At 67.6% G+C, this 14,691-nt stretch carries 14 protein-coding genes, 1 tRNA gene and 1 pseudogene; 6 read left to right on the forward strand and 10 right to left on the reverse strand.

The genetic code is table 11. The features are described from left to right. Positions 1-204: 204 nt before the first annotated feature. The 5 genes from AC1MBE_RS13085 to AC1MBE_RS13105 all read right to left on the reverse strand — a co-directional run bounded on the left by AC1MBE_RS13085 (position 205) and on the right by AC1MBE_RS13105 (position 4,008). Positions 205-924, reverse strand: coding sequence for a hypothetical protein (locus tag AC1MBE_RS13085; RefSeq protein ID WP_479778867.1), 720 nt, complete (start codon positions 922-924; stop codon positions 205-207). After that, entirely contained in the window at positions 917-1,663 is a 747-nt protein-coding gene (locus tag AC1MBE_RS13090) for a hypothetical protein (RefSeq protein WP_479778869.1), read from the reverse strand. Before AC1MBE_RS13090 ends, AC1MBE_RS13085 begins: the two co-directional genes overlap by 8 nt. After that, positions 1,660-2,397 (reverse strand): hypothetical protein, encoded by a 738-nt coding sequence (locus tag AC1MBE_RS13095; RefSeq protein WP_479778871.1) that lies wholly within the window; start codon positions 2,395-2,397, stop codon positions 1,660-1,662. The genes AC1MBE_RS13090 and AC1MBE_RS13095 overlap by 4 nt, the downstream gene beginning before the upstream one ends. After that, positions 2,394-3,128 (reverse strand): hypothetical protein, encoded by a 735-nt coding sequence (locus AC1MBE_RS13100; RefSeq protein ID WP_479778873.1) that lies wholly within the window; start codon positions 3,126-3,128, stop codon positions 2,394-2,396. The genes AC1MBE_RS13095 and AC1MBE_RS13100 overlap by 4 nt, the downstream gene beginning before the upstream one ends. Before the next feature lie 100 nt (positions 3,129-3,228). Further along, positions 3,229-4,008 carry a hypothetical protein gene (locus tag AC1MBE_RS13105; protein WP_479778874.1) on the reverse strand — a complete coding sequence of 260 codons (780 nt, stop codon included), beginning with the start codon at positions 4,006-4,008 and terminating at the stop codon, positions 3,229-3,231. Between the two features lie 256 nt (positions 4,009-4,264). Here AC1MBE_RS13105 and AC1MBE_RS13110 point away from each other — a divergent pair, with 256 nt between their 5' ends. Both AC1MBE_RS13110 and AC1MBE_RS13115 read left to right on the forward strand, forming a co-directional pair. Continuing rightward, on the forward strand, positions 4,265-5,935 hold the full coding sequence (locus AC1MBE_RS13110; protein ID WP_479778876.1) for an ABC-F family ATP-binding cassette domain-containing protein: 1,671 nt from the start codon (positions 4,265-4,267) through the stop codon (positions 5,933-5,935). Further along, positions 5,932-7,845: an ABC transporter ATP-binding protein gene (locus AC1MBE_RS13115; RefSeq protein WP_479778878.1), complete on the forward strand. Its 1,914-nt coding sequence runs from the start codon at positions 5,932-5,934 to the stop codon at positions 7,843-7,845. The genes AC1MBE_RS13110 and AC1MBE_RS13115 overlap by 4 nt, the downstream gene beginning before the upstream one ends. Here AC1MBE_RS13115 and AC1MBE_RS13120 read toward each other — a convergent pair. From AC1MBE_RS13120 to AC1MBE_RS13130, 3 genes and pseudogenes are all read right to left on the reverse strand, one after another. After that, entirely contained in the window at positions 7,842-8,300 is a 459-nt protein-coding gene (locus AC1MBE_RS13120; RefSeq protein ID WP_479782601.1) for an NUDIX hydrolase, read from the reverse strand. The two genes, AC1MBE_RS13115 and AC1MBE_RS13120, sit on opposite strands and share 4 nt — an antisense overlap. Before the next feature lie 6 nt (positions 8,301-8,306). Further along, a pseudogene (locus AC1MBE_RS13125) lies at positions 8,307-8,753 on the reverse strand (DUF6314 family protein); the annotation flags it as partial. 52 nt (positions 8,754-8,805) lie between these two features. Beyond that, positions 8,806-8,878 (reverse strand) — tRNA-Arg (locus tag AC1MBE_RS13130). A gap of 85 nt (positions 8,879-8,963) precedes the next feature. Between AC1MBE_RS13130 and AC1MBE_RS13135 the strand changes: the two genes are divergently transcribed. From AC1MBE_RS13135 to AC1MBE_RS13145, 3 genes are all read left to right on the forward strand, one after another. Beyond that, the gene (locus AC1MBE_RS13135) at positions 8,964-9,743 is read left to right on the forward strand and encodes a DUF998 domain-containing protein (RefSeq protein ID WP_479778880.1); all 780 of its coding nucleotides are present in this window, start codon (positions 8,964-8,966) and stop codon (positions 9,741-9,743) included. Between the two features lie 289 nt (positions 9,744-10,032). Beyond that, positions 10,033-10,593 (forward strand): DUF7793 family protein, encoded by a 561-nt coding sequence (locus tag AC1MBE_RS13140; RefSeq protein WP_479778882.1) that lies wholly within the window; start codon positions 10,033-10,035, stop codon positions 10,591-10,593. Further along, positions 10,583-12,118 (forward strand): putative bifunctional diguanylate cyclase/phosphodiesterase, encoded by a 1,536-nt coding sequence (locus tag AC1MBE_RS13145; RefSeq protein WP_479778884.1) that lies wholly within the window; start codon positions 10,583-10,585, stop codon positions 12,116-12,118. The genes AC1MBE_RS13140 and AC1MBE_RS13145 overlap by 11 nt, the downstream gene beginning before the upstream one ends. A gap of 158 nt (positions 12,119-12,276) precedes the next feature. Here the strand turns inward: AC1MBE_RS13145 and AC1MBE_RS13150 are convergent, their stop codons facing one another. Then, a complete protein-coding gene (locus AC1MBE_RS13150; protein WP_479778885.1) occupies positions 12,277-12,429 on the reverse strand; it encodes a hypothetical protein in 153 nt (50 codons plus the stop codon). 198 nt (positions 12,430-12,627) lie between these two features. Between AC1MBE_RS13150 and AC1MBE_RS13155 the strand changes: the two genes are divergently transcribed. Beyond that, positions 12,628-13,701 (forward strand): hypothetical protein, encoded by a 1,074-nt coding sequence (locus tag AC1MBE_RS13155; protein WP_479778887.1) that lies wholly within the window; start codon positions 12,628-12,630, stop codon positions 13,699-13,701. A gap of 311 nt (positions 13,702-14,012) precedes the next feature. On the opposite strand, the gene AC1MBE_RS13160 is transcribed toward AC1MBE_RS13155, so the two are convergent. Next, complete coding sequence (locus tag AC1MBE_RS13160; protein WP_479778889.1) at positions 14,013-14,666, reverse strand: hypothetical protein; 654 nt, start codon at positions 14,664-14,666, stop codon at positions 14,013-14,015. Positions 14,667-14,691: the final 25 nt, after the last annotated feature.

Genomic DNA, 14,691 nt, shown 5'->3' on the forward strand with positions numbered 1-14,691 from the left:
AGCGGTGCAGAGGGCTATCGGGCGCTTAAACAGGCTGAGTGGGAGCGGTCCTTGCGGACCGCTACCACTCATCCCCCCAATGGCGCTTGGACGACCCGCCTGGCTCCGTAAGACTGAATCCCCATTCACGGAACCGGCCGTCGCTTTCACACATTTATGATTCTCTCACGCTCTAATGATTTTGTGAACGGCTGCCACTACTTCTTAACGTAACGTTGCAGGAGCGTTATCCGGCGGCCGGGCGATTCGCCCGGAAAACCAGAACAACAGCAGCCCCAGGACGTAGCCCAGAACCGCCGCGTAGTTGACGGCCAGCCGGACGGGGTCCCAGGACTCCGGCGCGAACGACGCCGGAACGCTGGCGATCGCCGCGGCCGCCCCCATCATGGTCGCCGCGGCTCCGGCCCGCACCAGCCTCGGCAGCGTGGCTGCGGCAGTAGCGAGCAGCCGAGGCAGCAGGACGAGCGAAACAAACGCGGGGTAGCTGCGGCCGGCCGCGGCGTAGAGCGGGGCAAAGACGGCGTTGCGGCCGTTGCCTGCCAGATCCTGCAGCCCCGCCGATGAGACCCGGGTGTCCATCAGCAGGAACGTCGCCGTCACCGCCAGGCACGCGACGGCCAGCCCCCAGCGTCCCGCCCGGCCGGTGATCACGTCCCGGGCGCGGGCGGCGCCGAGGCCCTTGCTCAGCCGCACCCCCACCAGGAAAACCATCCCGAAAACGATGAAGCGCAGGATCAGGTTGGTCAGGTTCCAACCCCCCAGCACCCGGTCGATCGCGGCGTAGGGTCCCGGGATGCTGAGCAGGCTGCACAGCGTCGCAAGGAACAGGATTCCGAACACGGCCCTGTTGCGGCCGTGGAGGGCGTCCGGCACGCGCAGCAAGAGGGCCAGGCCGCAGAGAATCAGGGTGGCCCATTCAAGCATCGGAGGCTCTCCGGGCCCCGGTCCTTGCCTGCCGGCGGTTGGCGGCCAACCTGGCCAGCCAGATGACCGTCAGGCCGAGGCTTACGCCGAGCACGGCCGTGTAGCTGATTACCGGCTGGCACCACGCCCGTCCTGCCGGCACGAGGGGGTACAGGGCGCCGGCAACCATGGCGGCATAGCCGACCGACAGCAGAAGGGCCCCGGTCCGCAGCGCCATCGGGAACCGTCCGCCCACCACGGCGCGCATCGTGGCCGGCACCAGGCAGACCGCCACGAAGGCGGGGTAGACCCTGCCGGCGGTCGCGTACAGTCCAATCAGCTGGGCGTTCGCCTCGCTGCGCAGGGGCAGTCCGGTGAGGCCGGTGGCGGAGCCTGCAGTGTCGGCCAGCAGGAAAGTCACTGTGGTGACCGCGGCGATGCCGGCCAGCACGGCAAGCCCTGGCGGCCCTGCGATCCGCCGGGTGCCCCTGGCATCGCCGAAGGCCTTCGCGGTGCGGTAGCCGGCGAGCATGACCGCCCCGTAGACCAGGAACCTCAGGAGGAGGTTTGCGTAGTTGGTGCCGCCGAGCCACGCATCCACCGCCAGATACGGGGCATCGATGCTGAGCAGGATGGCAAAGGCGGTGAGCAGGAAAGCACCGAAGATAGACCGGTTGCGGCCCCTGACCGCGTCGGGGAGCCGTGCAAGCGCCGCGGCCCCGCAGACCACCAGGGCGGACCACTGCAGGGCCTGGATCATTGGGATGCTCCGGCTCCCGGCTTCGGCAGGCGCCTCGCTGCCAGCCGCCCCACCCAGACCAGCACCAGCCCGAGCACGAGGAAGAGAATCCCGGTGTAGTTGATGACAAATTCCCAGCAACCCAGTCCTGGCGGAATCAGAGGGAACGCTAACGACAGGGCGATGGCGACGGATCCAATGCCCAGGGCGACGGCGCTGCTACGGATAATCACCGGAAGCCGGCCGCGGGCAGTCCGGATCATCGCGGGAAGCAGTGCCCCCAGGACGAACGCCGGATACAACCGGCCCGCGGCTCCGTAAAACTCGGCGAGCAGAGCATTCCGGCTGCTCTTGGCCGCGACCTGGAGGAGGCCGGCCGATGATCCGGCCGTGTCCATCATCAGGAAAAGTACGATCACCACAGCGGCTGAGAGCACCGCCATGGCGATTCCCACCGGACCAGTCAGGAAACGCTGGGCATCCTCGGCGCCGAAGCCTTTCGCGATTTGGAGGCCCAGGAAGAAGACCGCGGCAAAAACAACGAACCGAAGCACCACATTCGCGACGTTGAACCCGCCCAAGAGGCCGTCAATGGCCACGTAAGGCTCCTTGATGCTGAGCAGGATCGCCGCCATCATGAGCACCAGCACGTAGAAGACCGGCCGGTTTTCGCCGCGCAGCGCGCTGGGAATGCGGGCGATTGCCACGAGGGTGCACACCGCGAGGGTGCTCCACTGCAGGGCCGTGACGATCATCCGAGGTTCTCCCAGATCTTTTCCGTTTGCGCCTGCTCCTGCTCCTGGCGGCGGAGCGCCTTGCCGAGCGTTTGCAGCCGCTCCCCGGCCAAGGCCACGAGTTCTCCGTCGGAGAGCGTGTCCAGTGCCGCCTGCCGGGCATCTGCGGACCAGCCGGCCTCGGCTTCGGTGATGAGCCCCGTCGCCACGAGGCCGCCGGAGAAGCCGACGCCGGCGGCGCGTGAGGTTGCCACGGCGAGTTCGGGTGAGAGTCGGTTGGCGGTCAGCTGGGCCGAGTAGTTCTGCGGAGCGATGCCGGTGGCGGTGGAAACGCGGTGGCGGAGTTCGCCGTCGTCGATGGCGTCCACCCAGTTCCGCACCGAGGTGGCGTGCGGCGCCGGGCTGAGCAGGCGCGGCGCCCCGGCGGCGGGACCGTGCTCCGCGGCGGAACGGGTGATGACCGCCTGCAGCAGGTCCATGGTGGCGACCTGGCTGACCAGCTCCGCCGTGGTGGGAGGATGTGCCAGCCGGGTCAGGTCCGCATAGGTGTCGAAGGTGGCGAGCGACTCGGCAGGGTTCAGGCCGAGCGCCCGGCTGATGCTGACCACGGTGGTCTCGGCGACCTTGCCGCGCACCAGTTGCTGCGCAAGGGTGGTGCGCTTAACGCCGGAGATCCGGCAAATGTCCGCGGTGCTCATCGCCGGTGCAACGCCATGGAGCCAGAGTTGAAAAGCTTTGGCGGGTAGTGGCATTTATGACTTTCTGCAGGTTCGGTGCCGTAGCAGGTTGGGCGGACTTAGCAGCATGGCCGGTATGCCGCCGAAACGCCCGACGACACCACCCTTGTCACCATCATAATTCGTCGGCCCCAATGTTCTGCTGGCTTGGCGCGCGGTGCAGGCGGGTCGCTGAGGGCAGACTGCGGGCGGCTCGGCGGGTAGCCACTTTCCCGAGCCAGATCAGGGACAGACCCACCACCAGTCCGAGCACCGCGGTCAAACTGATGATGTATTGGATGAAGGCCAGGCGCTGGGGCAGGAGGTCACTGATGGCCAGCAGGATCATGGCGGCGGATCCGGCCGTCAGCAGTGCCGCTCCGCCACGAACCAGCCGCGGAAGGCGGGAGCGAAGGACCTTAATGGTCGCTGGCAGGAGGCAGGCCGCCACGAACGCCGGATAGAGCCGGCCAGCCATGGTGTAGAGGGCGATCAGCTGTCGGTTATGACCGCTCTGGTCCGGCAGCGTGGCCAGCCCCACCGCGGTGCCGGCGGTATTCGCCATCAGGAACGGCACGGCGGTGGCGACGCAGATGATTGCCAGCGCCGCCAGGCCCACCGGTCCCAGGAGCAGGCGGAGGGTGGTGGGGTTCTCAAAGCCCTTGGCAATCTTGTACCCGGCCAGCAGGACGGTTCCGTAAACCACGTACCGCAGCGCCAGGTTGGCGTAGTTATTCGATCCCAGGAAACCGTCAATCAGCGTGTAGCTCCACTGGATGCTGAGGAGCATGCCCACCGTGACAAGCAGGAAGATGCCGAACAGGGAGCGGTTCTCTCCGCGCAGCGCTGACGGCAGCCGGAGGAAGGTGATGAGGGCGCAGACAGCCAGGACGAACCATTGCAGGGCACTAATCATGGGGCGTTTCCTCTTCCGGCTCGGCTGAACGTACCGCCGTGCATCTCCACTTAGGGCCCGCGAGGCTGGTGATTTTGCCGGGGGGCCGAATTCAACTATGCTAGATGCTCGAACCCGCTGGTCCGTACACCCCCCAAGTCCGGACCAGCGGGTTCTTCTATGCCCGGCGGAAGGTGCGCCGATTCCCGCGGTTTTCCGGCCCCGGCCGGGCGGCGTCCTGGCCGCCCGTTTTGGGCCTCGGTGAGAGAATGGACTAATGACTGCAACCCTTGTTGCCAAGGACCTCGCCGGTGGCCATGACCACCGCACACTCTTCTCCAAACTCTCCCTCACCGTCGCGCCCGGCGACGTCGTCGGCGTCGTGGGAGCCAACGGCGCCGGCAAGTCCACGCTGCTGCGGCTGCTCGCCGGCGTCGACCAGCCGCAGGAGGGCACGGTCAGCCTTGCCCCGGCCGACGCCTTCGTCGGCTGGCTGCCGCAGGAACACGAACGGATCGATGGCGAAACCGTGGCCGGCTACATCGCCCGGCGCACCGGCTGCGGGCAGGCGACGGCGGACATGGAATCCACCGCGGAGGCGCTGGGAACCGGCGCCCCGGGCTCCGAGGACGCGTACTCGGTGGCATTCGACCGCTGGATGGCCTCCGGCGCCGCCGACCTGGAGGAGCGGATCCCGCCGGTGCTGGCGGACCTGGGCCTCGAAGTGGGCCCCGACGCCGCAATGACCGGGCTCTCCGGCGGGCAGGCCGCCAGGGTGGCGCTCGCGGCCCTGCTGCTGAGCCGTTTCGACATCGTGCTGCTGGACGAGCCCACCAACGACCTTGACCTGGGCGGCCTGGCCAAGCTGGAGGCCTTCGTCCAGGGCCTGCGCGGCGGCGTCGTGCTGGTCTCGCACGACCGGGAATTCCTGGCCCGCTGCGTCACCACCGTCGTGGAGCTGGACCTCGCCCAAAACGCCGTCGCGGTCTACGACGGCGGCTACGAGGCGTACCTGGAGGAACGCGCCGTGGCCCGCCGGCATGCCCGGGAACGCTACGAGGAGTTCGCCAATACCAAGGCCGATCTGGTCTCCCGGGCCCGCACCCAGCGGGAGTGGAGCTCCCAGGGCGTCCGCAATGCGATGAAAAAGAGCCCGGACAATGACAAGATCCGCCGTGCCGCGAACACCGAGTCCTCGGAGAAGCAGGGCCAGAAGGTCCGGCAGATGGAATCCCGGATCGCCCGGCTGGAGGAAGTCGAGGAACCGCGGAAGGAATGGCAGCTGCAGTTCAGCATCGGCGCGGCGCCGCGCTCCAGCGCCGTCGTCGCGACGCTGCGGGACGCCGTTGTGCACCAGGGGGACTTCACCCTGGGGCCGGTCAACCTGCAGCTCAACGCCGGAGAACGGATCGGCATCACCGGCCCCAACGGCGCGGGCAAGTCCACCCTGTTGCGCCTGCTGCTGGGCGTGCAGCGGCCCGACGCCGGCGACGCCTCCAGGGGCGCCTCGGTGGCGGTCGGGGAAATCGACCAGGCCCGCGGGTTGCTGGCCGGCCACCTCAAACTCGCCGACGCCGTCGAAGCCGTGCTGACGGACCAAACCCCGGCGGAGGTCCGGACCCTGCTGGCAAAGTTCGGGCTCAAGGCCGACCACACCTCCCGGCCCGTGGACTCACTTTCACCGGGCGAACGGACCCGGGCCGCGCTGGCGCTGCTGCAGGCCCGCGGGGTGAACCTGCTGGTCCTCGACGAACCGACCAACCACCTGGACCTCCCCGCGATCGAGCAGCTCGAGGAGGCCCTCGACAGCTACGACGGCGCCCTGCTGCTGGTCACCCACGACCGCCGGCTGCTGGAAAACGTGCGCCTGGACGTGCGCTGGAACGTCGTCAACGGCGTCGTCACCGAACTGCTGGGCGCGAGCGCCCCGAAAGGTACCAACTCATGAGCATGGACCGAGTTGCCTGGAGCTCCCTGTACAACATCACCCGCGCCTCGTCCGGCTCCAAGCCGTTCTCCAAGGAGCTCCTCAAACGTGTGTTCGGCTTCGCCCGGCCGCACCGCGGCCGGCTGATCGCCTTCGTGCTGCTTTCCATCGTGATGGCCGTCCTCGCGGTCGCGACGCCGGTGCTCGCTGGCCAGGTGGTGGACGCGATCATCGCGAAGGCCGACGCCGGCACGGTAATCTGGCTCGCCGTTCTGATCGCGATCGTGGCGGTCGCCGAGGCCGGGATCGGGCTGGTGACGCGCTGGTTGTCCTCCACCATCGGCGAGGGCGTGATCGTGGACCTGCGCACTAAGGTCTTCGACCACGTGCAGAAGATGCCGATCGCGTTCTTCACCCGGACCCGCACGGGGGCGCTGGTCAGCCGGCTCAACAATGACGTGATCGGCGCGCAGTCCGCCTTCGCCGGCACGCTCTCCGGTGTGGTCAGCAACGTGGTGGCCCTGGCCCTCACGCTCGTGGTGATGCTGAACAAGTCCTGGCTGGTGACCGTGCTGGCCATGATCCTGCTACCGATCTTCCTCATCCCGGCCCGCCGGATGGGCTCCAAGCTGGCCGAACTGCGCCGCGAGGCCGCCGAGCACAACGCCGCGATGGGCACGCAGATGACCGAGCGCTTCTCCGCCCCGGGCGCGACCCTGGTGAAGCTCTTTGGCCGGCCGGACGAGGAATCCCGCGAGTTCGCGCTCCGCGCCGGCCGGGTGCGGGACATCGGCGTCCGCACCGCCATGCTCCAGTTCACTTTTGTCACCGCCCTGACCCTCGTCTCCGCCCTGGCCCTCGCGCTGGTCTACGGCCTGGGCGGCTGGCTGGCCCTCGGCGGGCAGCTCGCCGCCGGCGACGTCGTCGTGCTGGCGCTGCTGCTCACCCGCCTCTACGCGCCGCTCACCGCGCTCTCCAATGCGCGGGTGGAAATCATGAGCGCGCTGGTCAGCTTCGAGCGCGTCTTTGAGATCCTGGACCTCAAGCCGCTCATCCAGCAGAAGCCGGACGCGGTGGAATCGCCGCGCGGCCCGCTCTCGGTGGAGTTCGACGACGTCCGCTTCTCCTACCCTTCGGCGGACAAGGTCTCGCTGGCCTCGCTCGAGGACGTCTCCACGCTGGATACCCGCGGCGGCGAGGAAGTGCTGCACGGCATCAGCTTCCGGGTGGAACCGGGACAGACCGTTGCCCTGGTGGGCTCCTCGGGCGCCGGCAAGTCGACCATCGCCCAGCTGCTCTCCCGGCTGTACGACGTCGATTCCGGCGCCGTCCGCTTCGGCGGTGCGGGGTCCGGCGCCGGCGTGGACGTCCGCGACCTCACCTTCGATTCGATGCGCGAAACCCTGGGCATGGTCACCCAGGACGGGCACCTGTTCCACGAGAGCATCGCTTCCAACCTGCGCCTGGCCCGCCCGGGCGCCAGCGAGGAGCTGATGTGGGACGTGCTGCGCCAGGCCCGGCTTGAGGACATGATCCGCTCGCTGCCGGACGGGCTGGACACCGTGGTAGGGGAGCGCGGCTACCGGCTCTCGGGCGGCGAACGGCAGCGGCTCACCATCGCCCGCCTGCTCATCGCCCAGCCGCGGGTGGTGATCCTGGACGAGGCCACGGCCGCGCTGGACTCGACCAACGAGGCCGCGGTACAGGAAGCGCTGGGCGCGGCGCTGGAGGGCCGCACCGCCGTCGTGATCGCGCACCGGCTCTCCACCATCCGTGCCGCCGATGCGATCCTGGTGGTCGAGGACGGCGTGATCGTGGAGCGCGGCACGCACAACGAGCTGCTCGCCGCCGAGGGCCGCTACGCGGAGCTGTACCGGACCCAGTTCGCCGAGGCCACCGCGGTGGCCGCCGAGGCGGTGCCCGAGCTTTAGCCCTGGCTTGGGGTGCGCCTGCCCGCGGTGCGCAGGCCCGCCTGCGCGGCGAGGACGGGCAGCACGTGCTCCGTGAGCAGCGGCGCCAGGTCGTCCGGCAGCGGCCCGGCCAGGTCCAGCCAGCGGATTTCGGCGATCTCGGCCGACGGGTGCGCGGCCCAGCTGCCTGTTGCATTGATCAAAGTGGGCGCGGTGAAAACCGTGGCCTCGATCTGCGTCGCGGCCTCGTTGGCGGCCTCGGCCAGCCAGCTTCCGAAGGGTTCGAGGTCCTCGGGCGCCACGATGATGCCGACTTCCTCCTCGAGTTCACGGGACGCCGCCTGTGCCGCGGTTTCGCCGGCTTCGGGTTTGCCGCCCGGATGCATGAACTTGTCAGTGCCGCGCTTGCGGACGGTGAGGAGGCGTCCGGCGTCGTCAAAGACGCAGACAGCGGAGACCACAATGCGGGGATTCACGCCCGTCCTGGTGAGCACGGAGTCGAGCTCCAGGTCCTTGGCCGGGCCGGTGACATCCCACCGGTAACGGAACTCATCCGGCCCGAGTCGGGTGTAGTCGACCCGGTAGGTGTCCGGATCGCACCAGTGCGTGTCCCGGCTGTCCTGGCCGCCGAAGCCGATGCGGTGAAAGGGGCGGCCGTCGGGGAAGAACATGTCCATCGCCTCCGGTGTTGCCGAGGGCTTCAGGAGGTACTCGCGGCTCGCCGGGCCGGTAAAGGGCGCGGCGCCTGCCGGGGTCCAGTGCACGGTGCCTTCTTCGCGGAAGCGGAGGCCGCCGCCGTCGGTGTCCGTAAAGCGGACGACGCCGGTGAAAGTGCCGCGGCTGCCGGTGGCCCGGTCCAACAGGGTGCGGGCCACGGTCCAGCTGCCCAGCAGGTAGGCGCGCAGTTCGAAGCGCCGTTCATCGCGCATTTCAAAGCGCCGTTCATCGACTTCGCCGGCGGCCGGCGTCTGGGAGTCCAAGTGCCCTCGATTGGAATCGAACCAACGACACCGGCTTTAGGAGAGCCGTGCTCTATCCACTGAGCTACGAGGGCGGGCGTGCAGGCGGGTGGCCGTCGGCCGGCCCGTCCGGACACGGATACCAGCATACAAGGTGAGCGCCCGTACTACGCTCTTGGCATGACAGCCTCAGCCCGGACGGTTTCCCGGGACCTTATTTATTTCCCCGATGTGGCCGCCACAAGGTTCTATTTCGGAGCGCTCGGGAAACTGAGCGTGCTGCAGTATTTCGTCGCCGAGGCGGCGGTGATCGGGGCGTGGGCGGGCCGGGAGCCGTACAGCCGGCGCACCGGCTACATCAGTGACCTCGGCGCCCTGGGCTGCGGCGAATTCTCCGGCCGCGACGTTTGTTCGCCGGCGCACCTGCTGATGAACGCCTCCTTTGTGGTGCAGGGGATCGGCATGATGGTCGGGGCGCTGCTGCTCAGCTCCGCCGTGATCGGCGTCGCGGCACGGGCGGGCGCGCGGCTCGCCGTGGCCCCCGGGCGGCGTTCGCCGTCGGCCGCCGCCTTTGCTGCCCGGTCGCTCAGTGTGGCCGCCGGCGGCGGGACCGTGATGGTGGGGCTGGTGCCCGAGGACGCCGGCTCCGGCTGGCACTTGGCCGGGGCGCTGATGTACTTCGCCGCCGGCGGCCTGGCCCTGTTGCTGGTGGGCTGGCTGTGGCGCCAACAGACGCCGCTGGGCTGGTTCATCCTGGCCTGCGGCGCGGTCTCGCTGGCCGCCCTCATCGCCGGCGGGGTCACCGGCATGCGGGTGCCCGAGCCCGGCACCCTGGAACGGCTGATGGGATACCCCATCACCATCGGTACGGCGGCGCTGGGGCTGGTGGTCGCGCAGCGCGTCCGGCAGGAACTCGTGACGCGCAAGCGGGCGCGGGTGCAGGGAAGTTCTGCCCGCTGACGCGGCGCAGGGGGGCACCGAGTGCGGTCCCTTCCACTTCGGCACTTTCGGCGAATCTGTGTCGCGGGGTGTCTTATGTCTCATCCCGTCGGTGGCTTGCACTATTATGAGGGCATTCGCCGGAACGCTCCGGTGCCTCGTGCAGGAGCTCGGCTCCAGCGCACGCCGAATTGCCGACTTGTAGTCTGTGGGGGCACATGTCTGATCAGCTGGTTGCGCCGCGCCTGGCAGCGACTGCCTTCGGCGACCGCCCCGCCCACTTGGTTCTTCTCCGTCGGGTGGCTGTCCTGTGACCGTCGAGGCCCCCGTTGCGCCGGACGGGCAAGTCCCCGAGGAAACCCCGGCCGTCACCGACGCGCCCGACGTGGATGCGCCGCCGTCGTCCCTCACAGAGCTCAGCCTTGCAGGACTGGGCCTGGCGGAGCCGGGGGTTCCGGAGCCGGAAGCCGCCGCGCAGCCGGAAGCCGCGGAGCCGGAAGCCGCCGCGGAGCCGATCATCGGCGTCCGGCTGCTTGAGGGCGGCATCATCGAAGTCGCGCTGCCGCCGAACCGGGAAATCAAAGGGCCGGAGGCACGCGCGGCCGGTGCCGCAGTGCGGACCCTCGCCGACGGCAAGCGGGTGCCGGTCCTCCTGGTCATTTCCGGCGTCGTCGGCGTCAGCGTGGAAGCGCGCCAGGTCTATGCAGGTTCCATTGCCGCCTCGGCATTCGCGCTGGTGGGGGAGAGCCCCGTGGACCGCGTTATTGCGCACTACCTGCTGCGCTCAAGGACGGAAACCATTCCGGCGGAGTTCTTCATTTCGCGCACAGACGCCCTCAAGTGGTTAAGGCCTTATACGAGTGAAAAGTGATGTACCAGATCCCCGGCTCCATAGCCTCGTGGAGGGAATCGTCAGGATCGCCAGCGGCGATTTAAGCACCCGGATTCCCCACTCCGGCGCGCGCGACGACGTCGCCGCCGTCATTGCGGGCATCAACCTGATGGCTGATGATCTGCAGACCATCTACCAGGAGCTTGAGGAGCGCGTCGAAAGCCGGACCGCGATGCTGCGCCAGGCCCAGGTTGAGCTGGAACGGATGGCGCTGACGGACCCCTTGACCCAGCTGGCCAACCGGACCGCGCTCAACTCGGTGCTCAGCCACGCGCTCGCCGAGACGTCCCGCGGCGAGATGCCGCCGGCCCTGCTGATTCTCGATCTTGACTCCTTCAAGGGCATCAATGACACACTGGGCCACAGTGCGGGCGACGATGTCCTGCGGGTGATCGCCCGGCGGCTGCAGGACGCGGTGCGCTTAACGGATACCGTGGCAAGGCTCGGCGGCGACGAATTCGCCGTCATGCTGCCAAAATCCAACCTCGTGCGCGCCCGGCGGGTGGCCAACAGGATCCTCAAGGCCCTCAGCGAGCCTCTGGAGATCGGCGACCTGCGGATTACCTGTGGCACCAGCATCGGGGTGCGGGTGGCGGAGCCGGGTCAGTCCGCCGATGACCTGGTGATGGAAGCCGACACGGCCATGTATGCGGCGAAGGCGCAGCCGCACAGCGGGATCAAGATCTTTGAACCGGCGCTGCTGTATGCCCGCAGGCTGCAGAGCCTGATGGTCACCGAGATGCGCGAGGCGATCCGCCAGGACCAGCTGACGCTGCACTTCCAGCCGGTGGTGGAGCTCGCTACCGGGCGGATCGAGGGCGTCGAGGCGCTGGTCCGCTGGAACCACCCCGAGCGCGGGCTCCTAATGCCGGACCAGTTCATTCCGCTGGCGGAGGAGACCGGGATGATCGTGGAGCTGGGGCACTGGGTCCTGCGCAACGCGGTCCGCCAGCTCCGGGACTGGCAGGAGCGGCTGCCGCTGGACGGCGAATTCTCCGTCCGGGTCAACATCTCCACCACCGAGCTGCAAAACCTCGAGCTAATCGAACACGTCCAGGACATCCTCCGCGAGACGGGCGTGGATGCCGCGAACCTCATCATCGAGCTGACGGAATCCATGGCCGTCACCGGCGGCGACGTGGACAAGTACTCGCTCAGCGGGCTGCGGCAGCTCGGCGTGCAACTCGAAATCGACGACTTCGGTACGGGATACTCCTCCATCAGCTACCTGCGCCGGCTCCCGGTCAACGTGGTCAAAATCGACAAGAGCCTGATCGACGGACTGGGAACGGACGAGGAGCAGGGCGGCTTTGTCGAGGCCGTGCTGCATTTGATCCACGCCTGCGGGCTCAAGGCCGTGGCGGAGGGCATTGAGACGGCCGAGCAGGCCGAGGAGCTGGTCCGGCTGGGATGCGGCAGCGGCCAGGGCTACTACTTCGGCCGGCCGGCGCCCGCCGAGGCCGTCGAAGCCCTCCTCAGCGAGGGCCGGGCGGTCTCGCAGTAGGGAGCTGTTGGGGGCCGTGTGCATGAGCGCCGCGGTTGCCGTGGGCGCCGTCGTGACGCAGTGGTCAACGACGGCGGCTGGGCTGTTATTGCTGGGCATGACAAAGGGCGGGAGCCGGAGGAAACTCCGATTCCCGCCCTTTGCGCTTGCTGACTCCGTTAGTTCTTCGGGGTGGAGTTCGGCCAGTAGTTGACGGCCACAACGGAGCCCTGACCGGCGCTGCCACCATTGGCGGAAACGGCGGAGGCTGCCGAAAGGCCTGCCGCGGCCAGTGCACCAGCGACGAGGAGTGTTGCAAGGGTTTTCTTCATTTAGTACTCCTGTTACGTGAGGGGCTAATGTGACTCCTGTATTACAAATTCAGTATAGGGGCAACGGACACGCCGCTAGGTAACGATTTGTCCCGAATCCCGGAAACTGTGCTATTAGTGCGCTGCGCTTGCGCTTTGCAGATGCGCAGTCTTGCGCGCCGTGTACAGATTCACCCACGGAGCCCCGATAATAAGTCCATGCACTCTGTTTCGCCGCTGTACGCAGTCGCTGAGCTCCAAGCACACGAGCACCGCAGCAACCATGCCTTCGCCGAGGCTGCGGGTAGTGCAGAGCAGGCAGCCGAAATTGCTCTACGGGACGGGGATTCCGCTTCTTGGTGGAACATGACGTTTCTCCAAGCCGAGAACCTTTTGGATGCGGAACGGTTTGAGGACTGCGCGGCGCTGGCGGCCACTCTAGTTGCCGACGGGACCAGAGCTCCCAACACCCGTGACCATGCCCGTACCTTTATCCTGCTGGCCAAAGCACAGCAGGGCGCCGGCATGCTGGAGCAAGCAGCCGAGTCCGCCCGGGTCGCCGCCGGCCTTACAGCGGACGAGCTGGATGTCGAAATCAATATCAAGGCACGGCAAGCGCTGATCGCCACACTGGCTGACGGCGGAAAACTTGCGGAAGCTTGGCAAGAGAGCCGAGCGCTCGCTGGAGTGATTTCGGACGATGTTGATGATCAGCTCGCCGGGAAGGCGTACTGGGTCGTCGGAAACGTAGCATTCCTCTGCGACAACGTTGAGGACGGTTTGCGGTATCACGAACTCGCGGCTTCGACGTTTTCTCCCACCAAAAATCTCGATGTCTGGGCTAAGTTCAACAAGGCCTCAGCAGCCATGCGCCTTGCGGCCAATGTGGCCGACGCCGACACCCTTCGGTGTATTGAGCGTGCCGAGCTAGCCACCGACGTTATCGGCGGAACTGAGAACGACCTGCTCCTTTTGCGTCGAAATCGCGCTCATTGGAGTTACCTGGCCGGCGATTCAAAGTCCGCTGTGGTGCTTCTTGAGGAAATCCGGGCCACGCCAGGCTACGTGTCCCCGCAGGTCATGGGGGACATCTGCGTGTTGCTGGGGAGGGCATACTTGGCATCTGGAGACAAGACCTCAGCGAGGGAGGCTCTACTTGAGGCCGTAGCCCTTTTCGAGGGCGCCGAGGCTCCGGACCGTGCGCAGCAGTCTCGGGACTTCCTCAAGGCCGAGTTGGGGCGGGAATCGTTCCGGTCCTGGTTGCTTCGTGTCACCGGCTTCGACCGCAGCTAATCCCGCGTCCTCAGCACTTCCACTAAGCCTTGGACCGGTGTTCACCGGCCCCGCGGCGCATGCCCCTCGCGCTCGCTAAACATTGGACATAGTGGGTATGTGCGCGCTGAACCTCACCAAGAATGGGCATGTCCCGTGGTGCCACGCTCCAAATACCGCAACTCTGATGGAGCATGCCCCTCGCGCCCGCTGAGCAGTGGACATAGTGGGTATGTGCGCACTCAACCCCGCCAGGAATGGGCATGTCCCTCGGTGAGCCGGGACGCTGTGGCCACCAAGCCCAGGGCCGACTCCGAACTGGGGCAGTAACCCTAAGCCTGCGCAGGGCCTGCGGCGTCAGCCCGGGCGGTCGAGGCCTTGCGGCCCAGGAAGACCGCGGCTCCGCCGACCACCAGGCTCAGCACGAGCAGGATCCAGCCGGCCACGGTGAGCCCCGACGCCAGGGCGACCTGGCCGCCGTCGAGCGTGTCGGCGGACAGCATGGCGTCGATAGCCGAGTTACCCCACAGTCGAACCCCAGCGAAGAGCAGCGGGACCGCCCACAGGGCCCAGCGGAGCGGCTTCCGGGCCACATTCGTGCCGATCAGCAGCAGCCAGGTGAAGCCGAAGATCAGCGGAAACAGTGTCCCGGCCGTCTTGTGCACGTAATTGAGCTGCCCGCGGGCGTCGCCGTCCATGGCGGAGCGCAGCTGCTCCACGAATCCCCGGTCGAAGCCGCCGACCAGCGAATCGGGCATCGGGATCCCGCCCGTCAGCTGCGTGAGCTGGTTCAGGGTCAGCAGGTGCACGTACCAGAACAGGAACAGGCTCGCCACGACACCCGCGATCAGGATCAGGTTGCTGTTGCTCTGCGCCTTCTGCGGGGTTCGGCTGGTGCTGGGGTTGATCACCGCGGGCAGATGGTGCTGGGGAACGGCAGCGTTCGTGCCGTGCTTCTTGATCCGCTGCGCGGGTGTCTTGGCCATGGCTCCATTATCGCCCCTGCCCCCG

It is taken from the genome of Arthrobacter sp. BG5 (assembly GCF_056680155.1).